Consider the following 21841-nt stretch of genomic DNA (forward strand, 5'->3'; position numbering starts at 1 on the left):
AGAACAAAATGGGAACAATGTTCGCTGTATGTTCTAGTTATAAAGGGAGCAGAACAATGTTGCGGATCTTTGTTGAAGAAGCGGCTGCGCTGGCCTCGATCACGCTGTTTATCGGGATGATTGCGGTCTGGGCGCAGCTGATTTCCGCGCTGTGACAGCAACTTGCCTGATACGCTGGGGAAAAGCAGGACGGCGGGTCCAAACCGCGCAGCATGCGTGGACTCTTTCGTCTTGCGCCCCCACGATAAGGTGAGCGAGTCGGTTGAGGCGAGACGCCTCGATCTCAGGCCGGTCGCGAGAACCCACGATCCGAGCTTCCGCAACCTGCACCATGTCCAGCGCCGGCTTTGTCCATCTTCACGTCCATTCCGCCTATTCCCTGCTGAAGGGCTCGATCAAGATTGCCAAGCTCGGCGAGCTTGCCAAGGCCGACCGCCAGCCCGCGCTGGCGCTGACCGACACCGACAACATGTTCGGGGCGTTGGAATTCTCCGACAAGATGGCCGGCTACGGCATCCAGCCGATCGTCGGCTGCGAGCTCGCGGTCGATTTCGGCGATACGGATCCGAACGCACGCAATGCGACTGCCGTTGCGGCGCCGGCGCGAATCGTTTTGCTGGCCGCGCGGGAGGAAGGCTATCGCCACCTGATGCGGCTGAATTCACGGGCGTTTCTGGAAACGCCCACGCATCAGGCGCCGCACATCAAGTTCGATTGGTTGAACGAGGGCGTCGAAGGCCTGATCGCGCTCACCGGCGGGCCAGACGGGCCGGTTTCGCTCGCGCTCCAGCACGACCAGCAGGCGCTGGCGGCGCAGCGCTGCGAGCGGCTGGCGCGCCTGTTCGGCGATCGCCTCTATGTCGAGCTGCAGCGTCACGGCATCGACAGGGAGCGCCGCATCGAAGGCGGGCTGATCGATATCGCCTATGATAAGGGCCTGCCGCTGGTGGCGACCAACGAGCCTTATTTTGCCGCGAGCGACGATTATGAAGCGCATGACGCGTTGCTCTGCATTGCCGGCGGCCATCTGATCGCCGACGCCGAACGACATCAGCTGACGAACGATCATCGCTTCAAGACGCGTGCCGAGATGGCGGTGCTGTTTGCCGACATTCCGGAGGCGCTCGCCTCGACCATCGAGATCGCCGAGCGCTGCTCGTTCCGCCCGCGAACGCGCAAGCCCATCCTGCCGTTGTTTACGGTCGGCGCCGGCTCGAGCGCCGAGGATGCTGTAACCGCCGAGGCCGCCGAACTGAAGCGCCAGGCGGAAGAGGGCCTGCGGCGGCGGCTGACCGTGCATGGCATGGCGCCCGGCATGACGGACGAGGACTACCAGAAGCGGCTGGCCTTCGAGCTCGACGTCATCACCCGCATGAAATATGCGGGCTACTTCCTGATCGTGTCGGACTTCATCAAATGGGCCAAGGCGCACGACATTCCGGTCGGTCCGGGCCGCGGTTCCGGCGCGGGTTCCCTGGTTGCCTGGGTGCTCACCATCACCGACCTCGACCCGATGCGTTTTGGGCTGCTGTTCGAGCGCTTCCTCAATCCGGAACGCGTGTCGATGCCGGACTTCGACATCGACTTCTGCCAAGACCGGCGCGGCGAGGTGATCTCCTATGTGCAGCAGCGCTACGGCCGCGACCAGGTAGCCCAGATCATCACCTTCGGTACGCTGCAGGCGCGCGGAGTGTTGCGCGACGTCGGCCGCGTGCTGCAGATGCCGTATGGGCAGGTCGACAAGCTGACAAAGCTCGTGCCGCAGAATCCGGCAGCGCCGATCACGCTTGCGGCTGCGATCGAGGGCGAGCCCAAGCTGCAGGCGTTCCGCGACGAGGACCCCGTGGTGGCGCGCGCCTTCGATATCGCGATGCGCCTGGAGGGATTGACGCGGCATGCCTCGACGCACGCCGCCGGCATCGTGATCGGCGATCGTCCCTTGAGCGAGCTCGTGCCGCTCTACCGCGATCCCAAATCCGACATGCCGGTCACCCAGTTCAACATGAAATGGGTCGAGCCGGCAGGACTCGTCAAATTCGACTTCCTCGGCCTGAAGACGCTGACCGTGCTCGACGTCGCGGTGAAGCTGCTCAAGCAGCGCAACATCGATGTCGATCTGGCGACGACGGCGATCGACGACGCACCAAGTTACCAGATGCTGGCGCGCGGCGATGTGGTCGGCGTGTTCCAGGTTGAAAGCCAGGGCATGCGGCGGGCGCTGATCGACATGCGGCCCGACCGGTTCGAGGACATCATCGCGCTCGTTGCGCTCTACCGCCCGGGCCCGATGGCCAATATCCCGACCTATTGCGCGCGCAAGCATGGCGAGGAGGAACCGGAATATCTGCACCCGCTGCTCGAGCCGATCCTGAAGGAGACCTTCGGCGTCATCATCTACCAGGAGCAGGTGATGCAGATCGCGCAAGTGATGGCCGGCTATTCGCTCGGCGATGCCGACCTGCTGCGCCGCGCGATGGGCAAAAAGATCCGCGCCGAGATGGAGAAGCAGCGAGCTATCTTCGTGGCCGGCTCGGTCAAGAACGGCGTGCCCAAAGGGCAGGCGGAGACGATCTTCGAGCTGCTCGCGAAATTCGCCGACTACGGCTTCAACAAGAGCCACGCCGCAGCCTACGCGCTGGTGTCCTATCATACCGCCTTTATGAAGGCGCATTATCCGGTGGAGTTCATCGCGGCGTCCATGACGCTCGACCTCAACAACACCGACAAGCTGAGCGAATTCCGCAGCGAGGCACAGCGGCTGGGCATCAAGGTCGAGCCGCCTTCGATCAATCACTCCGGCGCCACTTTCGAAGTCAGCGAGGGCAAAATCCATTATGCGTTGGCCGCGCTGAAGGGCGTCGGTCCGCAGGCCGTCGAGCAGATCGTGGAGGAACGACGCAGGAAGGGTCCGTTCACCTCGCTCGCCGATTTTGCCAGCCGAGTCTCGCCGCGCGCCATCAACAAGCGGATCATCGAGAGCCTGGCGGCGGCCGGAGCGTTCGATGTGCTTGAGAAGAACCGTGCACGGGTGTTCGCCGGCGCCGACGCGATCCTTGCCGCCTGCCAGCGCAGTCATGAGGCGGCAAGCAGCGGGCAGAACGACATGTTCGGCAACGCCGCCGATGCGCCGACCATCATCCTGCCGCAGGTCGAGCCCTGGCTGCCGGCCGAGCGGCTGCGCCGAGAATACGACGCCATCGGCTTCTTCCTGTCCGGCCATCCTCTGGACGACTACGCGACCGTGCTCAAGCGCCTGCGGGTGCAATCATGGGCCGAGTTCTCCCGCGCGGTGAAGACTGGCGCCACCGCAGGCAAGGTCGCTGCCACCGTGGTATCGCGCATGGAACGGCGCACCAAGACCGGCAACAAGATGGGCATCATCGGCCTGTCCGATCCGACCGGCCATTTCGAGGCGGTGCTGTTCTCGGAAGGTCTTGCGCAATATCGCGACCTGCTGGAACCCGGCGGGGCCGTGCTGCTGCAGCTGGGAGCCGAGCTGCAAGGCGAGGATGTGCGTGCGCGCGTGCTGCATGCCGAGCCGCTGGATGATGCCGCCGCCAAGACCCAGAAAGGGCTGCGCATCTTCCTGCGCGACACCAAGCCGCTCGATTCGATCGCGCGGCGCCTTGCGGGAGGCGAGGGCGCGCCCGCCAATGGCGGCGCGGTCAAGGGACCGGCGCCTGGCCCGCGCAATGGCGAGGGCGAGGTCAGCCTGGTCATGATGCTTGACCTCGAAACCGAGATCGAACTGAAGCTGCCCGGCCGCTTCAAAGTCTCGCCGCAGATCGCCGGCGCCATCAAGGCGGTGTCAGGCGTGGTCGATGTGCAGCAGCTCTAAGCTGCGCGGCGCTGTGACAGCGCCGTGACCGTGCCGACAAAGGTGGTGCGCAAGCAAGGCTTGCCGATGGCGCCCGGCTGGACGAAAATCGGATCGCTGCGGCGAGGCCGCTCGGCGCGAGGGGCGGATCGGCGAATGATCAGGGGGACTGCTTGATTGTGTCCGTTGCGGGCATCGCCCGCGCGCTTGGATTGCTGCTGTTGACCGGCGCGATCGCAGGCACCTTCACAGAGGCCGCAAAGGCTCAACCTTCGGCTGCCGAGGCGATCTATGCGAGCGCGCCGCCGCGGCTATTGCAGATCCGCACTCTCGTCGCGGACGCCGGGCGGCAGACCTCGAACGGGTCAGGGTTTCTGGTCTCCGCCGACGGGCTTGCGATCACCAATTATCACGTTGTCGCCCAGGTCGCGCTCGAGCCGAAGACCTACCGGCTTGAATATGTCGCAGCCGACGGCAGCCAGGGCGCCGCCACGCTCGTCGATGTCGATCTGCCCGACGACCTCGCCATCATCCGCATCGACAAGCATGACGCGCCGTACTTCTCCTTCGACGAGAAGGCTATGGGCGGCGAATTGCCCAAGGGCGAGCGCCTCTATTCGATGGGCAATCCGCTCGACCTCGGCTTCACCATCGTCGAGGGTACCTATAACGGGCTGGTCGAGCACAGCTACAATGAACGCCTGCACTTCACCGGCGCGCTCAACCCGGGCATGAGCGGGGGGCCCGCGGTCACGGCCGACGGCCGTGTGGTCGGCATCAATGTCGCCACGCGCCGCGGCGGGCAGCTGATCAGCTTCCTGGTGCCAGCGCGCTTCGCCGCCACGCTTCTGGAGCGGGCGCGCGCGCAAGCTGCGGCCGCGCCCGATTTGCATGACGCGGTCGGACGGCAGCTGACGGCGTGGCGCTCGGCGCTCTACAAGGCGCTGGAAAAGGACGGCTTTCGTGAAACCGCGCTCGGCCCGTACCGCGCGCCGGAAACGCAGGCGCAATGGTTCAATTGCTGGGCCTCGACCAACGCCGGTGCAACGCCGGCGCCGCGCGCCAGCATCAATTCGACGAGCTGCACCAGCGACACCGGCCTGTTCGTCGCCGCCGATCTCAACACCGGGACGGTGCAGATCACGCATTCCTTTGCCAAGACCATCGACCTCAACCAGTTCCAGTTTGCGACCGTGCTGACCCAGCTGAGCCAGCCGCGTCTCGTCGGCGGCGGTCCATTCCGCAAATGGTACAGCCGCGAGCGCTGCCAGGAGGACTTTGTCAGCATCGCCACTGCGCCCGATCATCCGCCGCTGCGGGTGATCTGGTGCGCACAGGCCTATCGCGAGTTCGAGGGGCTCTATGATGTGGCGCTGATCGCCGTCACCCAGGATCATAATGATGAGGCCCTGGTGTCGCGATTGAGCATGCAGGCCGTCGGCTACGATGATGCGATGGCGCTCGGCCGGCGCTTTCTTGAAGCAGTGCAAGTGTCCAAATGATCTGGGTCGAGATTCTATCGCGTCACCGCGACATCGCAAGCCGGCATCGCTTTCCCGGTCCGGAAGTCAGTATCGGCCGCGGCTATGACAATGACGTCATTGTCGACGACCCCTATGTGGCGGCGCGGCACCTGCGCGTGTTCCGCGACGACGCCGGGCGTCTGGTCGCCGAGGATCTCGGCAGCACCAACGGCACCTTCCTCGATGGCAACAAGACCCGCCTTCCGCGCATCCTCTTGGACGGCCAGCAGCCGATTCGCATCGGCCAGACCTTCCTGCGCGTCCGCGAGCCCGGCCACGCGGTCGAGCCCGAACGGGTGGCGCCGCAACGCTGGCATATCCTGCCCGTTGTCGCGGCCGTCTTGTTCGGCGCGGCGGTGTTGGGGCTCGAGGCGCTGACCGTCTGGTTCGGCCAGGTCGTCGAACCGCGCGCGTTGAACTATCTGACCCCGCTGTTGTCGGCCTGCGGCGCGATCCTGACATGGGTCGGGATGTGGGCGCTGCTGTCGCGGATTTTCGCAGGCCGCTCGCACTTCTTCCGCCATCTCCTGATCGCACTGTCGGGCGCCTTCGCGCTGTCCTTCTACGGCGAATTTGCGAAATACCTCGCTTTCGCCTGGACCAGGCCGGTCGCCGGTACCTACGAATACGTCGCAATATGGATCATCGTCGCGGCTGTCTGCTTTTTTCATTTGCGCGAGGTCGGGTCCACACGGCTATGGCTGAAGGGCGCGCTGGTAGCGGCGCTGCTGGTCGTCGCTATATCCGTACAGACCTTGCAGCGTTCCCAGGCGCTGTCCGATTCGGGCCGCCAGACCACACTGCACATCCTGCTGCCGCCGTCCTTGCGTGCCGTGCCCTATCGCAGCGAGGCCGATTTCTTCGGGGCGGTGGGAGATCTCAAGGCGACGCTTGATCGCGATCGCGCTCAAACCGGGCCGAGCCCAGGCCAAACGCCCTGAGACCAGCAGGTCGAGTTCCAGTTTCCATGCGGTTCGTCACCGCGCTGCCTTAATGCTCGCTCTTTCTGTTCAACGAGCATTCAGGTATCGCTGTGCTCAATATCACGCGGAAATTTCAAACCCAGAAGAAGGCGTCAAGCCATGCGACTGGCCAGCACCTTTCGGTTCAAGATATTCCCGGTCGTCTTCCTCTCGCTTCTGCTGACTGCCCTGGCTGTCTATGGTGGTTCCGCCGCTGCCGAGGAGCAGGAAAAGCGAATTGCGCTCGTCGTGGGCGACGGCGCCTATGGCAAGGCGCCACTCGCGACCGCGGCCAATGACGCAGGCCTGATGGCCCAGACCCTGCAGGCGGCCGGCTTCGATGTGATCGGCGCCCGCGATCTCGACGGCGATACACTGCGCAAGAGCCTGCGCGATTTCATCCAGAAGGCGGAGAGCTCGGGGCGGAACACCGTCGCGATCATCTATCTCGCCGGCTACGGCGTACAGCTCGCGGGCGAGAACTATTTCATTCCGGTCGATTCCAACATCACCCGTGATCCCGACATCCCGATCGAGGGCTTGCGGATCAGCGACTATACCCGGCAGCTTGCGTCTATTCCGTTGAAGGCAAGCGTGGTGGTGCTGGATGCGGCCCGCCAGCAGCCTTTCATCGAAGGTGGCGCCCAGCAGATCGCAAGCGGACTTGCGCTGGTCGAGGCCGAAAACAACATGCTGATCGCGTTCAATGCGGCACCGGGCACCGTCGCGCCCACCGAGCCTGGACCGTACGGCGTCTACGCCCAGTCGCTTGCCGAAATGATCCGCACCGGCGGACTTTCGCTGCCCGACGTGTTCGATCGGGTGCGCCTGCGCGTCAACGAATCGAGCAAGGGCGCGCAGGTCCCGTGGGACGACCAGAAGATCCAGGCCCAGTTCGCCTTCTTCGATCGCGCGCCCGACGCGCCGCCCGCGCAAGGACCCGCCGATCAGGTGGCGGCGATCCGGGATCGGCCGATCCGCGAGATGTCGGCGCACGATGCTTACGCTGCGGCGCTCGAGCGCGACACGCTGCAGGGCTATGAGGATTTTGTCCTGGGCTTCCCCGCCGATCCTCTGGCCAAGCGGGTGAGAGCGATCATTGCCGCGCGGCGCGAGGCCATCACCTGGCGCCGGACCTACCGGGTCGACTCGCGCGAGGCCTACTGGTCGTACCTGCGACTCTATCCGCAGGGGCCGCATGCATGGGATGCGCGGCGAAGGCTCACCATCCTGGTCGCGCCGCTGGAGCCGCCACCGTCCTTTGCGATGCTTGACTACGACGTGCCGCCGCCACCGCCGGAAGAGATCGTCTATGTCGATCGGCCGGTGCTCTATTTCGGCGATCCGGATTTCGCCTTTGCGCCCCCGCCGCCACCCCCGGTGTTCTTGCTGCCGCCGCCGCCGCCGGATTTCGTGGTGCTGACGCCGCCTTTTGTTGCGGTTGGGCTGTTTATCCTGCCGCAGCCGCGCTTCGTGCCGATGCCGGTGTTCGTCCGGCCGCCGGTCTATGTCGCGCCGCCGCCGAACAACGTCATCTTCAACAACATCCACAACACCACCGTCATCAACAACGTCATCAACGTGCAGCCGGCTGCGGCGCCGGCGGGGAATGTCGGAGCTGCCGCGGCTGGTGCAGGACCCCAGCTGCCGCAATCGGCGCAGCGTCAGGCGACCCTGATCCAGCAGGGCAGGGCGCCGATGCCGCAAAGCGCAGTGATCAGCGGCGGCGCCAAGGCCAGCCCGGCAGCCCTTGCGCCGTCCAATTTGACGCCGACGGCCACGCCGACGATCGCCCCGCAGAATGCGCTGCCGGGTAGCGGATCCACGCCGCTTCCGCAGACCAGCAAGGGCACCGGCCCCGGCACAGCGACCACGTCGCCTGTCGCTGCGCCCAGTGCCAAGCTTGCGCCGACGACGGCGAGCCCATCGCCATCGCCTTCGGGCGCTCCAACGCCCGGCGTGAGTCCTGCCGCCAAGCTTGCGCCGACGCCAACTCCGTTACAATCGGCTGCGCCGGCGGCTGGGGTGCATACCAACACCAAGCTTGCGCCCTCGCAAACGCCGGCGGCCCACGTAACGCCGTCGCCGGCGCCGAGTGCGGCGCCCAAGCCCACGCCCAAGCCCACGGCCAAGCTCACTCCGCCAACAACGCCGGCTGCGCCAAAGCCAAGCGTCCAGCACGCGGCGCCGCCCGCGCCATCGAGACCGATGCCGCCACCTGTTACGGCTCACGCGCCGCCGCCATCGCCGCATCCGGCGCCGCCACCTCCAGCGCCGGTCGCGCACGCTGCGCCACCCCCGCCACCCAGACCGGCTGCACCGCCACCACCCAGGCCGGCGGCGGCGAAGAAATGTCCGCCAAACCAACCGAAATGCTGAGGAGACCTTGAGCCTCGATTCTGAGCCGATCAGAATTGAGGCTCTGGTGCACATAAGGGGAGGGGATCAATGTGCGAACAATGCGGGCGGCATGTTCCTCATGTCTTTGTGCCGTCGCGGCGCGGCCTGTTGCTGGGGGCCTCGGCCATGCTGATCGGCGGCGTCGCGCGCGCCAAAGAGGCCAGCAAGCCGCCGAAGCCGCAAAACGCGGTGTCGCCGGAGGCCGCGCTCGAGCGGCTGGAGGAGGGCAATGAGCGCTATCGAGGGCGTCACGCGCCGCCACGACTGCCGTCGCTGGTGGCGGGAATCGCTCCCGCAGTGAAGGCGGTCTCAGGCGAGGCGGGCGATGTGCTCGCCAATGCCATCAAGCAGAACGTGGTCGACACCGTCGCCAAGCTGAAATCGACCGCCCCGAGCCTGAGCGCCCCCGTCGAGCAGGGCAAGCTCAAGATTGTGGGCGGCATTTATCGCCTGCGCACCGGCAAGGTCGATATGGTCGCGTGACAGCTCCCACAGGCCGAAGACGCGCGGCATATTGCAACCTCTCCGTGCCACATCTATGCCCTGCGACCGCGCAGACCACGCTTTCGAGCCTTCAACTGGCGAACTAGCCCGCGCGCGGGTTTGAGCGCGAAATTGGCCCAAAACGGCATGATTTTCGGGGCTTTAGCCCCAAAATCCGGGCTTATTTTCTTGCTTCTGGCCGAAATCGCGCTATATACCGCGCCATCTCACACGGAAACATGGCTGTAGAGGCCGTCCGGTGGCAACCGGGCCCAAAGGGTCCGTTTGCTCACGCGTTTCCGGAGGAACCAACCGGAGAATAGACCAATGGCGCTTCCTGATTTCTCTATGCGCCAGCTGCTTGAGGCTGGCGTGCATTTCGGTCACCAATCCCATCGGTGGAATCCGAAAATGGCGGAGTACATTTTCGGTACCCGCAACAACATCCACATCATCGACCTCGCGCAGACCGTGCCGATGCTCCATCATGCCTTGCAGGCGGTCAGCGACACCGTCGCCAAGGGTGGCCGTATCCTGTTCGTCGGTACCAAGCGACAGGCGCAGGACAACGTCGCCGACGCGGCCAAGCGTTCGGCGCAGTATTTCGTCAACTCGCGCTGGCTCGGCGGCACGCTGACCAACTGGAAGACGATCTCGGCCTCGATCAAGCGGCTGCGCCAGCTTGATGACGTGCTTTCCTCGGGCGAGGGCAACTCCTACACCAAGAAGGAGCGCCTGACGCTGCAGCGCGAGCGCGACAAGCTCGACCGTTCGCTCGGCGGCATCAAGGACATGGGCGGCCTGCCCGACATGATCTTCGTGATCGACACCAACAAGGAAGACATCGCGATCCAGGAGGCCCAGCGCCTCAACATCCCGGTCGCCGCGATCGTCGACACCAATTCGGACCCCAAGGGCATCACCTATGTGGTGCCGGGTAATGACGACGCCGGCCGCGCCATCTCGCTCTATTGCGACCTGATTGCGCGCGCCGCGATCGACGGCATTTCGCGGGCGCAGGGCGATTCGGGCATCGATATCGGTGCCTCCGCTCAGCCGGTGGCCGAGGATATCCCGACCGCTCCTGCGTCGGGCTTCCAGGGCCTGCCCGGGCCGCGCGGCACCGCCGACGACCTCAAGAAGCTGCAGGGCGTATCGGGCGCGATCGAGAAGAAGCTCAACGATCTCGGCGTGTTCCACTATTGGCAGCTGGCCGAGCTCAATCACGACACCGCGCACCAGATCGGCGAAGAGGTCGGCTTGCCGAGCCGCGCCGATGCCTGGGTCGCGCAGGCCAAGAAGCTGACCGCGGAAGCGGAATAACCAAGATGCATGTTCCGGAAGAGCGGGGACCCGATTTTCCGAAGCGATCATGCTCAAGGATTGGCGAGGGCCGGTGTTTTCCGGCTCTCACATAGCAACGATAGATTCCTGGTGGCTGGGGCGGCGTGGCGGTTGAGCCGCGCCGTTCTCGGTCCGAACAGGCAAAAGGAACATCAGCAATGGCTACTATCACCGCAGCGATGGTGAAGGACCTGCGCGAGTCGACCGGCGCAGGCATGATGGATTGCAAGGCCGCTCTCACCGAGACCGGCGGCGACATGACGGCCGCGCAGGACTGGCTGCGGAAAAAGGGGCTTTCCAAGGCTGCCAAGAAGGCCGGGCGCGTCGCGGCCGACGGCCTGATCGGCGCCCTCACCAGGGGCAGCAAGGGCGTCGTGGTCGAGGTCAATTCCGAGACCGATTTCGTCGCGCGCAACGAACAGTTCCAGGGGCTGGTCAAGATGATCGCCCAGGTCGCGCTCGATGTCGGCGCCGATATCGAGAAGATCAAGGCCGCAAAGGTCGGTAGCGTCACCGTGGAGACCGCGATTGCGGATGCGATCGCGACCATCGGCGAGAACATGACGCTGCGCCGCGCTGCCGTGCTCGAAGTCGGCCAAGGCGTGGTCTCGAGTTATGTCCACGGCGCCGTGGTTGACGGCGCGGGCAAGATGGGCGTGATCGTGGCGCTGGAATCGGCCGGCAAGGCCGACGAGCTTGCCGCGCTCGGCCGTCAGCTCGCCATGCATGTCGCCGCGGCCAATCCGCAGGCGCTCGACCCGTCGGGTCTCGATCCCGAACTCGTCAAGCGCGAGAAGGACGTGCTCGCCGACAAGTATCGCCAGCAGGGCAAGCCTGAGAACGTGATCGAGAAGATCGTCGAATCCGGCCTGAAGACCTACTACAAGGAAGTCTGTCTGCTCGAGCAGGCCTTCATCCATGACACCGGTAAGTCGGTCGCCCAGGCGGTGAAGGAAGCTGAGGGTAAGGTCGGCGGCCCCGTGAAGATCGCGGGCTTTGTGCGCTATGCTCTCGGCGAGGGAATCGAGCGGCAGGAAAGCGATTTCGCAGCCGAGGTTGCGGCCGCCAGCGGCAAGAAGTAAGCGGCTAAAGCGCGATGGAATCATCGCGCCTAGCTCTTTAGATCGAGCTTCCGGCGTTGGAGCGCTGGAAGCTCGATCCGCAAGCGAAAGCGAATGCGAATGGCTGAGCCGGTCTATCGTCGCGTGGTGGTCAAGCTGTCGGGCGAATATCTCGCAGGCAGCCAGTCCTTCGGTATCGACCAGCCGACCGTTGACCGTATCGCCGCTGATTTGATCGCGGCCGCGAAGCTCGGCGCCGAGATCGCGGTGGTGGTCGGCGGCGGCAACATGATGCGCGGCGGGTCTGCCCGCGGCATGTCGCGCACGACCGGCGATACCCTGGGCATGCTGGCCACCGTCATGAATTGCCTCGCGCTGGAAGCTGCGATCGAGGCCAAGGGCGGAGCGGCGAAGGCGCTCTCGGCGTTCGTGATGCCGGAGATCTGCGACTTGTTCACCCGTAGTGCGGCGCACAAATGCTTGAGCGAAGGCCGCATCGTGCTTCTGGGCGGTGGAACCGGCAATCCGTTTTTCACGACCGACACCACTGCCGTGCTGCGTGCGGCCGAAATCGATGCCCAGGCGGTGCTGAAGGCGACCAATGTCGACGGTGTCTACAGCGCCGATCCCAAAAAGGACCCGGCTGCCAAGCGTTTTGACCGTCTGACCCATACCGAGGCGATCGAAGGCGGCTACAAGGTCATGGATGCGACCGCATTCGCCCTTGCCCGCGAGACTTCGCTGCCTATCATCGTGTTCTCGATCGCCGAACCCGGTTCGATCGGCGCCGTGTTGTCTGGCACAGGACGCGGGACCGTCGTCGCCGGCTGATCGGAACAATAAGCCGACCGCCACTCGATCGAGGGCTGGCCGACGTTAGCGAGACGGCTTTGGCCGGGATGAATTTTGCAATGACGGGAGAGCGTTATGCCCACGGGTAAGTTCGACATCAACGAATTGAAGCGCCGCATGCAGGGCGCGACCCAGGCGCTCAAGCACGAACTGAGCGGCTTGCGCACCGGCCGCGCTTCGGCCTCGATGCTGGAGCCGGTGCAGGTCGACGCCTATGGCACGCATATGCCGCTGAACCAGCTGGCCACCGTCAGCGTCCCCGAGCCGCGCATGATCTCGGTGCAGGTCTGGGACAAGACGATGGTGAAGGCGGTTGAGAAGGCCATCATCGATTCGAATCTGGGCCTGTCACCGGCGACCGAAGGTCAGGTACTGCGCCTGCGCATCCCCGAACTGAATCAGGAGCGCCGCAAGGAGCTCGTGAAAGTCGCGCATAAATATGCCGAAGCCGCGCGCGTCGCGGTGCGCCATGTCAGGCGCGACGGCCTCGACCTCGTCAAGAAGCTCGAGAAGGGCCACGAGATTTCCGAGGACGATGAGGAGCGGCTGTCCGCCGACGTGCAGAAGGCGACCGACGGCACGATTGCCGAAATCGACCAGCTGCTGGCGACCAAGGAAAAAGAGATCCTCACGGTTTGAAGGACCGTCCGATGTCCAACGCTGCCCCGATCGCACCCGTGGCCGATCGCTCCGACGCTCCGCTGCATGTCGCCCTCATCATGGACGGCAACGGACGCTGGGCGGCGGCGCGCGGGTTGCCGCGGGCTGAGGGCCATCGGCGTGGCGTCGATGCGCTCAGGCGCGTGGTGCGCGCCGCGCATGAGCTCGGCATCGGCTATCTCACCATCTTCTCGTTCTCATCGGAAAACTGGTCGCGGCCGGCAGCCGAGATCGGCGACCTGTTCGGCCTGTTGCGCCGCTTCATCCGCAACGACCTCGCAAGCCTGCATCGCGACGGCGTGCGCGTGCGGGTGATCGGCGAGCGCGATGGCCTCGAACCCGACATCTGCGCGCTGCTCAACGAGGCCGAGGAGCTGACCCGCAACAACAGCCGTCTCACGCTGGTGGTCGCCTTCAATTACGGCTCGCGCCAGGAGATCGCGCGCGCAGCCCAGCGGCTGGCGCGCGAGGTTGCCGAAGGCAAGCGCGATCCTGACACGATCGATGCCGAGATGCTCGGCCAATATCTCGAGGCGCCGGATATACCCGATCCCGATTTGATCATCCGCACCAGCGGCGAACAGCGGCTGTCGAATTTCCTGTTGTGGCAGGCGGCTTATAGCGAGCTCGTCTTCGTGCCCATGCATTGGCCCGATTTCGACAAGGCGGCGCTCGAAGGCGCAATCGCCGAGTTCGCCAGACGCGAGCGCCGGTTCGGCGGCCTCGTCGCGAAAACCGCATCGTGAGCAAACGCGAGGCCGTGGCGGCGCAGCCGGTTCCTCCTGCGTCGCGCAATCTTCTGATGCGCGTGCTGGCGGCAGTGGTGCTGGTGCCGCTGGCACTCGGTTCCGCTTATATTGGCGGCGCGCTGTGGACTGCGCTGGTCACGCTCGCGGTGATCGGTTTGTTCATCGAATGGCTGATGGTCGTTGGGGCTGTGCAGCAAAGGCCCGCCGCCGCGGCCGGCGTGGTCGCGCTTGTGCTTGCCGGGGCAGGCCTTGCACTTGTCCGATTCGAGTTTGCGCTGGTTGCGGCGGTCGCGGGACTTGCCGCCGTCGCCGCGCTGTCTGCGCAAGGCCGCCTCTGGGCCGTCGCGGGGTACCTCTATGCGGGTGCCGCCCTGTTCGCTGCGGTGCTGTTGCGTGCCGACCAGGAGATGGGCTTTGCCGCGCTGATCTTCGTGCTGCTGGTGGTCTGGGCGACCGATATCGGCGGCTATTTTGCCGGCCGCGGTATCGGGGGCCCGAAACTTTGGCCGCGGGTCAGCCCGAACAAGACCTGGGCGGGCGCCGTCGGCGGCTTTCTGGGAAGCCTTGTGGTTGCTGCCGGCTTTGCGGCTGCGGGCGTGGGGCGGATCGGGCCGCTGCTCGTTCTTGGCGGCATCTTGTCGGTCGCCGGGCAGTTCGGCGATCTCTTTGAATCCGCAGTCAAACGCCGGTTTGGGGTGAAGGACTCCAGTCACATCATTCCCGGCCATGGCGGGCTGCTGGACCGGCTCGACAGCCTGGTCGCCGTGCTTGTGCTGGCGGCCATTTTCGGATTTGTGCGGCATGGTGCCGATGGCATTGGCCGCGGTCTTATGGTTTGGTGAAACGATGAACCCCGTTCCATTGCGTAACAACAAGGCTGCGGCGGCGAATGTCCGCAGCGTCACCGTGCTGGGTGCGACCGGTTCGATCGGCGACAGCACAATGGACTTGTTGCGCGGCGCGCGCGACCGCTACCGCGTCGAGGCTTTGACCGGCAACAGCAATGTGCAAGGGCTTGCGAAACTCGCCCGCGAGTTCAATGCGCGCTTTGCGGCGGTCGCGGACCCCGCGCGCCTGAGCGAATTGCGCGAGGCATTGGCTGGTACCGGTATCGAATGCGGGGCAGGCGAAAGCGCCATCATCGAGGCCGCCGCGCACCCCGCGGACTGGGTGATGGCCGCGGTGTCGGGAGCTGCCGGATTGAAGCCGGCGCTGGCGGCGGTCGATCGGGGTGCCACCGTTGCACTCGCCAACAAGGAGTGCCTGGTGTGTGCCGGCGACTTCTTCATGGAGCGGGCCGCAAAAGCCGGCGCCTGCATTCTGCCGTCGGATTCCGAGCACAATGCCCTGTTCCAGGCCTTGGCGTCGGGCAATCGCGATGAACTGGTCCGCGTCATCATTACGGCCTCGGGCGGTCCGTTCCGCACCTGGGCCGCTTCCGACATCGAGCAGGCGACGCTCGCGCAGGCCCTGAAACACCCAAATTGGAGCATGGGCCAGAAGATCACCATCGATTCCGCATCGATGATGAACAAGGGGCTCGAGGTGATCGAGGCCGCCTATCTCTTCTCGCTGAAGCCGGACGAGATCGACGTGCTGGTGCATCCGCAGTCCATCATCCACGGCATGGTGGAGTTTTCCGACCGTTCGGTGGTTGCCCAGCTCGGTGCGCCAGATATGCGCATCCCGATCGCGCATTGCCTGGGCTGGCCGGACCGCATCAAGGGGCCGTCGGCCCGGCTCGATCTTGCCAAGATCGGCCAGCTTACCTTCGAGGCGCCCGATTTCGAGCGCTTTCCAGGGCTGCGGCTTGCCTATGAGGCGCTGCGCACCGGGCGCGGGGCGACCACGGTCTTCAACGCGGCGAACGAGATTGCCGTGGCTGCCTTTATTGGCGGAAAGATCAAGTTCGGAGCGATTGCCCGGCTCGTGGAAGCAACCATTGAAACGTGGATTCGTTCTAGCAATCTGGCCCCGCTCCGCTCGGCCGACGAGGCCATCGCCGTTGACAATAATGCCCGAAATGTGGCCGCCTCCCTATTGCCTCATGTTGCCTTAAAGGCATCCTAGAGCGGTGGGAGGGGGCCTCAGGCTCTGCTTGAGGGGATTCTGATGACTGAAGCTTTTCTCCATAGTTTCAACGTGTTGGGTCATGGCCTGATTGGCTATGTCATCCCGTTTCTGTTTGTCCTGACGATTGTCGTCTTCTTCCACGAACTCGGCCACTTCTGGGTCGCCCGCCGCGCCGGGGTGAAGGTGCTGACCTTTTCGCTCGGCTTCGGGCCGGAGCTGGTCGGCTTCAACGACCGCCATGGCACCCGCTGGAAGATCTCGGCCGTGCCACTTGGCGGCTATGTGAAGTTTTTCGGCGACGACACCGAGGCCTCGACACCGTCGGCGGCTGCGCTCGCGACCATGACCGACGAGGAGCGGCAGGGCAGCTTCCACCACAAGAAGGTGGGGCCGCGCGCGGCGATCGTGGCCGCCGGCCCGATCGCCAATTTCATTCTGGCAATCGTGATTTTCACCTGCCTTTTCACCTTCTTCGGCAAGCCCTCGACCACGGCCCGGGTCGACAAGATCGAGGCCAATAGCGCTGCCGCGGCCGCCGGGTTCCAGGTCGGCGACATCGTACAGTCGATTGACGGCAGCAAGATCGACACCTTCACCGACATGCAGCGCATCGTTTCGACCCATGCCGGCGACAAGCTGCGCTTTGTGGTCAAACGCGGTGATTCGAGCATCGATCTGGAGGGAACGCCGGAGTTAAGAGAAGTCAAAGACCCCTTTGGGAACCTGCATCGGATTGGCGTGCTCGGCATTACCCGCCAGACCGCGGCGGGCGATGTGCTGACTGAACGGGTCGATCCGGCCACCGCATTGTGGCTGGGGGTGAAGGAAACCTGGTTCGTGGTCGACCGGACGCTCGCCTACATCGGCGGGGTTTTCGTCGGGCACGAGGCGGCGAACCAGTTTGGTGGCCCGATCGGAATCGCGCGAATCTCCGGCCAGGTCGCGACCACGGCGGGGCTGCCGGGTTTGATCCAACTGGCCGCCATCCTGTCAATTTCAATCGGGCTGTTGAACCTGTTCCCGGTTCCGCTGCTCGATGGGGGCCATCTGCTGTTTTATGCGGTGGAAGCGATACGCGGGCGCCCGTTGTCGGAGCGGGCCCAGGAGATGGGGTTCCGAATCGGGCTTGCGTTGGTACTGATGTTGATGGTGTTTGCGACCTATAACGACATCTTGCACCTCGCCGCATCGTGAAATGGCTTTTTTGTGGCGTTGCCTAATGGCAACGTCTTGGAATGAAAATGGAATCGCGCCTTCTCTGGCGTTTGCCGCTCCGGCGAATTTAGCTAGAACCGGAGCGGTGAAGAGAATCTGTCGGGCCGTGGGGGTTACGGTCCGGCATGAAATGACAAGGGCGCGTTGCGCATGAAGTTTGGAATGCGAGTGCGGGGGGGCTTGCTCGCCGCCCTGATCATGTTTGCCGTGCCGGTGGCTACCGCATTGGTGGCTACTTTTGCGTCGGCTCCGGCTGCCGCGCAGACGGTGGCGTCGATCGAGGTTGAGGGGAACCGTCGCGTCGAGGTCGAGACCATTCGCTCCTATTTCAAGCCGGGTCCTAACGGCCAACTTGATGCCGGCCGCATCGACGACGGCCTGAAAGCGCTGATCGAGACCGGCCTGTTCCAGGACGTGAAGATCAATCGCGACCACGGCCGCCTGGTTGTCGTGGTGGTTGAAAACCCCGTGATCAACCGCGTCGCCTTCGAGGGCAACAAGAAGATCAAGGACGAGCAGCTCTCGGCTGAAATCCAGTCCAAGCCCCGCGGCACCTTCTCCCGTCCCATGGTCCAGTCGGATGCGCAGCGGATCGCCGAGATCTATCGCCGTTCCGGCCGTTACGACGTGCATGTGACGCCCGAAATCATCGAGCAGCCCAACAACCGCGTCGACCTCGTTTTCACGATCGACGAGGGGGGGAAGACCGGCGTCAGATCAATCGACTTCGTCGGAAATAATTTCTATTCGTCCTACCGCCTCAAGGACGTCATCAAGACGCACGAAACGAACTGGCTCAGCTTCCTCGGCAGTGGCGACATCTATGATCCGGATCGCGTTGAAGCCGACCGTGACCTGATTCGCCGCTTCTACCTGAAGCACGGCTTTGCCGACGTGCAGGTCGTCGCCGCGCTGACCGAATATGATCCGGAGAAGAAGGGCTTCCTCGTTACCTTCAAGATCGAGGAAGGCCAGCAATACCGCGTGGCCTCGGTCAAATACGAAACGACCATCGCCAATTTCGACCCCAACGCGCTGTCGAACTTCTCGTATGTTTATGTCGGCTCGCTGTACAATGCCGAGGCGGTGGAGAAGTCGGTCGAGCAAATGCAGATCGAGGCCTCGCGGCGCGGCTATGCGTTCGCGGTGGTGCGTCCGCGCGGCGACCGCAATTTCGACGCCCACACCGTGTCTATCGTGTTTTCCGTCGATGAAGGTCCGCGCACCTATATCGAGCGCATCAACATCCGCGGCAACAGCCGCACCCGCGACTATGTGATCCGTCGCGAGTTCGACATCTCCGAAGGCGACGCCTACAACCGCGCGCTGGTCGACCGCGCCGAGCGGCGCCTGAAGAACCTCGACTACTTCAAGGAAGTGAAGATCACCACCGAGCCGGGTTCGTCCAGCGACCGGGTGGTCCTCAACGTCAATCTTGAGGAGAAGTCGACGGGTGACTTCTCGGTGTCCGGCGGCTATTCGACCACCGACGGCGCGCTGGCCGAGGTCAGCATCTCCGAGCGCAACTTCCTCGGCCGCGGCCTGTTCGCAAAGGCAGCCGTGACCTACGGTCAGTATGCGCGCGGCCTGTCGCTGTCCTTTGTCGAGCCCTATCTGCTCGACTACCGCATCGCGCTCGGCCTCGACGCTTATTACCGCGAGCAGATGGCGAACAACTACATCGCGTACGGCACCAAGACGGTGGGCTTCAGCCCCCGACTGGGCCTGCAACTGCGTGAAGATCTCTCGATGCAGCTGCGCTACTCGATCTATCAGCAAGAGATCTCGCTGCCCTCTTATCTTGCCAACTGTAACAACAACCCGGGCAACGGCCTGCTTGCCTTCAACCCGTCGCCGGCTTGGGTCACTGCGAATAGACCGGGTACTGCGAACGGTGGCACGGTCACAGACGGGGGGCAAACCGCCACGGATACGTCGGGCCTGGGCCTGTGGTGTTACAGTGACGGCGAAGCTTCGTTGCCGGTGCGCAAGGAGCTCTCGGAGGGCGCGGCGATCACCTCCGCGATTGGCTACACGCTCAACTACAACACCCTCGACAACAACAAGAATCCGACCGACGGCCTCCTGATCGACTTCAAGCAGGACTTCGCCGGCGTCGGTGGCGACGTCACCTACCTGAAGAGCCAGATCGACGCCAAGTACTACGCGCCGCTGGTTTCCGACATCGTCGGCCTGATCCACCTGCAGGGCGGCATCCTGAACAAGATCGGCAACGACGAGCTGCGCATGCTGGATCACTTCCAGATGGGTCCGAACCTGGTCCGCGGCTTTGCGCCCAACGGCATCGGTCCACGCGACATCAATCCGTTCGGTACCCAGGACGCCATCGGCGGCACCAAGTACTGGGGTGCGTCGTTCGAACTGCAGATGCCGTTCTGGTTCCTGCCCAAGGAAGTGGGTCTGAAGGGCGCTGTCTATGCCGACGCCGGTGGTCTCTATGACTACCAGGGTCCGACGACCTGGGCTGCGACCGGCGAACTCACGACGCCGGCCTCGCAGAAGGGCGGCAACTCGAACTGTATTCCGCCGACCCAGCCGCCGGCCTTTAGCTCCGGCACCTGTACGGGCCTAGTGTATAACGACAGCAACGTCATCCGCAGCTCGGTCGGTATCGGCCTGATCTGGGCCTCGCCCTTCGGTCCGCTGCGCTTCGACTATGCGGTGCCGCTCACCAAGGGCCAGTTCGACCGCGTCCAGCAGTTCAAGTTCGGCGGCGGCACCAGCTTCTGATCTCACTAAAGCGCGATGAGGTTGACTCATCGCGCTTTACGTCTTTGATAAAGCATAATCTTTTCCGGAAAGTCGCGACGCGCTTTCCGGGTCATACTGTAGCAGCGCAAATCGCGACGGAGGGAATGGCGCAGCCCGCGTTCTTTAAGCAACCCCGGTCGTTGACGCTGGCTGAATTGGCCGCGTCGACCGGGGCGCTGTTGGTCGATCCATCGCGGGCCCACCAGACCGTGAGGGGACTGGCGTCGCTGGATGAAGCCGGCCCAATGCACTTGGCCTTTTTCGACAATCTCAAATATATCGATCAGCTTGCCGCGACAAACGCCGGTGCCATTCTCGTCAGTCCACGATTCGAGGCGCAGGTGCCGCCGCATGTTGCCGTGCTGCGTGCCAGCCAGCCCTTCCGTGCCTTCGTGCAGATCGCCAGCGATCTGCATCAGGATGCGCTGCGGCCGCAGTCCTGGTTCGGTTGCGAGGGCATCGCGCCGTCCGCCATCATCGACCCGACGGCGCGGCTGGAGGATGGCGTCATTGTCGAACATCTCGCCGTGATCGGGGCAAATGTCGAGATCGGCTCGGGCACGGTGATCGGCGCCGCCGCCGTGATCGGGCCTGACGTCAAGATCGGCCGGGACTGCAATGTCGGGCCACATTCGTCGATCCAGTGCGCGCTGATCGGCAATAATGTGCTGATGCATCCCGGCTGCCACATCGGCCAAGACGGCTATGGCTTCATTTTCTTTGGCCCCGAGGGCCATCTGAAGGTCCCTCAGACCGGGCGCGTCCTGATCCAGAATGATGTGGAGGTCGGGGCAGGAACCACCATCGACCGCGGCAGCCTGCGCGACACCGTGATCGGCGAGGGCACCAAAATCGACAACCAGGTTCAGATCGGCCACAATGTGACCATCGGCCGGCGCTGCCTGCTGGCCGCCCAGATCGGGCTCGCAGGCAGCCTGACGATCGGTGACAATGTGGCCTTGGGGGCAAAGGTTGGAATCAACAACCACCTGAAGATCGGTGACGGCGCTCAGGTCACGGCCATGAGCGCGGTCAAGGACGATATCCCCGCGGGTGGCCGCTGGGGAGGTCATTTTGCCAAGCCGACCAAGCAATGGTTCCGCGAAATCCTGGCGGTGGAACGTCTGGTGCAGGACGGCACCCATGAAGCGAAAACAAAGGTCGCGAAAGACGAGAGGCGGGAGTGATGGAGGAGGCATCTGTCAGGTTCGAGGTGGTCGATATCAACGAGATCCTCAAAACCCTTCCGCACCGTTATCCGATGCTCCTGATCGACCGCGTCATTAATATCCGCACCGATTACAGCGGCATCGGCATCAAGAACGTCACCTTCAACGAGCCATGCTTTCTCGGCCATTTTCCTGAAAGACCGGTCTATCCAGGCGTGATGATGATCGAGGCCATGGCGCAGACCGCGGGCGTGATCGGCATCAAATCGGTCGAAGGCACCGAGAAGCCGCGCGCCGTCTACTTCCTGACCATCGACAAGTGCAAGTTCAGGAAGCCCGTGATGCCCGGCAACACCGTCGAATATCACATGCGCTCCATTGGCCGCCGCAAGACCATGTGGTGGTTTCACGGCGAGGCCAAAGTGGACGGCGCGGTGGTCGCCGAAGCCGATGTCGGCGCCATGCTGACCGATTGATGCTGTCGCCCCGTCATCCAGGGGCGCGAGCGCAGCGAGCCTCGAAGGATGAATCGGCCCCTGTTGCAGCCGCCCGGTCCATCGTCCTTCGAGGCTCTCTGTCGCGAGCGCCTTCAGGGTGACGGGCGCAAGCTTGCGATCTGTTTTCGCGTTTGGAGCCATGGCGACCTCTGGGCGCACAAGCGCGCCCCTCATCGCAACACGACGTAACCATCTGTCACTGGACAGGGTTGAGCCCGCAGGCTAACCACCGAAAAATCAAACGCATTCCGGGCTGGGGTAAAC

At 64.0% G+C, this 21841-nt stretch carries 16 protein-coding genes; all 16 read left to right on the forward strand.

The window, feature by feature from the left end; all coding sequences use genetic code 11:
* Positions 1-331: 331 nt before the first annotated feature.
* A complete protein-coding gene (gene dnaE, locus A3AI_RS0127875; RefSeq protein WP_024518736.1) occupies positions 332-3838 on the forward strand; it encodes a DNA polymerase III subunit alpha in 3507 nt (1168 codons plus the stop codon).
* Positions 3839-3990: 152 nt separating this feature from the next.
* Positions 3991-5319 carry a S1 family peptidase gene (locus A3AI_RS0127880; RefSeq protein WP_024518737.1) on the forward strand — a complete coding sequence of 443 codons (1329 nt, stop codon included), beginning with the start codon at positions 3991-3993 and terminating at the stop codon, positions 5317-5319.
* A complete protein-coding gene (locus A3AI_RS0127885; RefSeq protein WP_024518738.1) occupies positions 5316-6281 on the forward strand; it encodes an FHA domain-containing protein in 966 nt (321 codons plus the stop codon). The genes A3AI_RS0127880 and A3AI_RS0127885 overlap by 4 nt, the downstream gene beginning before the upstream one ends.
* A 141-nt stretch (positions 6282-6422) precedes the next feature.
* Positions 6423-8681, forward strand: a complete 2259-nt coding sequence (locus A3AI_RS0127890; protein WP_024518739.1) for a caspase family protein — start codon at positions 6423-6425, stop codon at positions 8679-8681.
* 147 nt (positions 8682-8828) lie between these two features.
* Positions 8829-9185, forward strand: coding sequence for a carbonic anhydrase (locus tag A3AI_RS0127895; protein WP_502685771.1), 357 nt, complete (start codon positions 8829-8831; stop codon positions 9183-9185).
* A 327-nt stretch (positions 9186-9512) separates the two neighbouring features.
* Positions 9513-10508: a 30S ribosomal protein S2 gene (locus A3AI_RS0127900; protein ID WP_036049826.1), complete on the forward strand. Its 996-nt coding sequence runs from the start codon at positions 9513-9515 to the stop codon at positions 10506-10508.
* A gap of 179 nt (positions 10509-10687) precedes the next feature.
* Positions 10688-11611 (forward strand): translation elongation factor Ts, encoded by a 924-nt coding sequence (gene tsf, locus A3AI_RS0127905; protein WP_024518742.1) that lies wholly within the window; start codon positions 10688-10690, stop codon positions 11609-11611.
* 99 nt (positions 11612-11710) lie between these two features.
* Positions 11711-12421, forward strand: coding sequence for a UMP kinase (gene pyrH, locus A3AI_RS0127910; RefSeq protein ID WP_024518743.1), 711 nt, complete (start codon positions 11711-11713; stop codon positions 12419-12421).
* Between the two features lie 96 nt (positions 12422-12517).
* Positions 12518-13081: a ribosome recycling factor gene (gene frr / locus A3AI_RS0127915; RefSeq protein WP_024518744.1), complete on the forward strand. Its 564-nt coding sequence runs from the start codon at positions 12518-12520 to the stop codon at positions 13079-13081.
* Positions 13082-13092: 11 nt separating this feature from the next.
* The gene (locus A3AI_RS0127920; protein ID WP_024518745.1) at positions 13093-13848 is read left to right on the forward strand and encodes an isoprenyl transferase; all 756 of its coding nucleotides are present in this window, start codon (positions 13093-13095) and stop codon (positions 13846-13848) included.
* A gap of 56 nt (positions 13849-13904) precedes the next feature.
* A complete protein-coding gene (locus A3AI_RS0127925) occupies positions 13905-14693 on the forward strand; it encodes a phosphatidate cytidylyltransferase (protein WP_051382524.1) in 789 nt (262 codons plus the stop codon).
* Between the two features lie 4 nt (positions 14694-14697).
* Positions 14698-15921, forward strand: coding sequence for a 1-deoxy-D-xylulose-5-phosphate reductoisomerase (dxr, locus tag A3AI_RS0127930; protein ID WP_024518747.1), 1224 nt, complete (start codon positions 14698-14700; stop codon positions 15919-15921).
* Positions 15922-15963: 42 nt separating this feature from the next.
* Positions 15964-17118, forward strand: coding sequence for an RIP metalloprotease RseP (gene rseP, locus A3AI_RS0127935; RefSeq protein ID WP_024518748.1), 1155 nt, complete (start codon positions 15964-15966; stop codon positions 17116-17118).
* A 171-nt stretch (positions 17119-17289) separates the two neighbouring features.
* On the forward strand, positions 17290-19890 hold the full coding sequence (bamA, locus tag A3AI_RS0127940; protein WP_024518749.1) for an outer membrane protein assembly factor BamA: 2601 nt from the start codon (positions 17290-17292) through the stop codon (positions 19888-19890).
* Between the two features lie 125 nt (positions 19891-20015).
* The gene (gene lpxD, locus A3AI_RS0127945; protein WP_024518750.1) at positions 20016-21098 is read left to right on the forward strand and encodes a UDP-3-O-(3-hydroxymyristoyl)glucosamine N-acyltransferase; all 1083 of its coding nucleotides are present in this window, start codon (positions 20016-20018) and stop codon (positions 21096-21098) included.
* A complete protein-coding gene (gene fabZ / locus A3AI_RS0127950) occupies positions 21098-21556 on the forward strand; it encodes a 3-hydroxyacyl-ACP dehydratase FabZ (protein WP_024518751.1) in 459 nt (152 codons plus the stop codon). The genes lpxD and fabZ overlap by 1 nt, the downstream gene beginning before the upstream one ends.
* The last annotated feature ends 285 nt before the right edge of the window (positions 21557-21841 follow it).

Source organism: Bradyrhizobium sp. Tv2a-2 (assembly GCF_000472425.1).
Classification (GTDB): Bacteria; Pseudomonadota; Alphaproteobacteria; order Rhizobiales; family Xanthobacteraceae; genus Bradyrhizobium.

Bases quoted from the DNA above. Each gene is read 5' to 3' on its own strand.
- A3AI_RS0127925 (WP_051382524.1), top strand. From the start codon at position 13,905: ATGCGCGTGCTGGCGGCAGTGGTGCTGGTGCCGCTGGCACTCGGTTCC.
- lpxD (WP_024518750.1), top strand. From the start codon at position 20,016: ATGGCGCAGCCCGCGTTCTTTAAGCAACCCCGGTCGTTGACGCTGGCT.
- tsf (WP_024518742.1), top strand. From the start codon at position 10,688: ATGGCTACTATCACCGCAGCGATGGTGAAGGACCTGCGCGAGTCGACC.
- A3AI_RS0127920 (WP_024518745.1), top strand. From the start codon at position 13,093: ATGTCCAACGCTGCCCCGATCGCACCCGTGGCCGATCGCTCCGACGCT.
- fabZ (WP_024518751.1), top strand. From the start codon at position 21,098: ATGGAGGAGGCATCTGTCAGGTTCGAGGTGGTCGATATCAACGAGATC.
- A3AI_RS0127895 (WP_502685771.1), top strand. From the start codon at position 8,829: ATGCTGATCGGCGGCGTCGCGCGCGCCAAAGAGGCCAGCAAGCCGCCG.
- A3AI_RS0127890 (WP_024518739.1), top strand. From the start codon at position 6,423: ATGCGACTGGCCAGCACCTTTCGGTTCAAGATATTCCCGGTCGTCTTC.
- rseP (WP_024518748.1), top strand. From the start codon at position 15,964: ATGACTGAAGCTTTTCTCCATAGTTTCAACGTGTTGGGTCATGGCCTG.
- A3AI_RS0127885 (WP_024518738.1), top strand. From the start codon at position 5,316: ATGATCTGGGTCGAGATTCTATCGCGTCACCGCGACATCGCAAGCCGG.
- bamA (WP_024518749.1), top strand. From the start codon at position 17,290: ATGAAGTTTGGAATGCGAGTGCGGGGGGGCTTGCTCGCCGCCCTGATC.
- pyrH (WP_024518743.1), top strand. From the start codon at position 11,711: ATGGCTGAGCCGGTCTATCGTCGCGTGGTGGTCAAGCTGTCGGGCGAA.
- dnaE (WP_024518736.1), top strand. From the start codon at position 332: ATGTCCAGCGCCGGCTTTGTCCATCTTCACGTCCATTCCGCCTATTCC.
- dxr (WP_024518747.1), top strand. From the start codon at position 14,698: ATGAACCCCGTTCCATTGCGTAACAACAAGGCTGCGGCGGCGAATGTC.
- frr (WP_024518744.1), top strand. From the start codon at position 12,518: ATGCCCACGGGTAAGTTCGACATCAACGAATTGAAGCGCCGCATGCAG.
- A3AI_RS0127900 (WP_036049826.1), top strand. From the start codon at position 9,513: ATGGCGCTTCCTGATTTCTCTATGCGCCAGCTGCTTGAGGCTGGCGTG.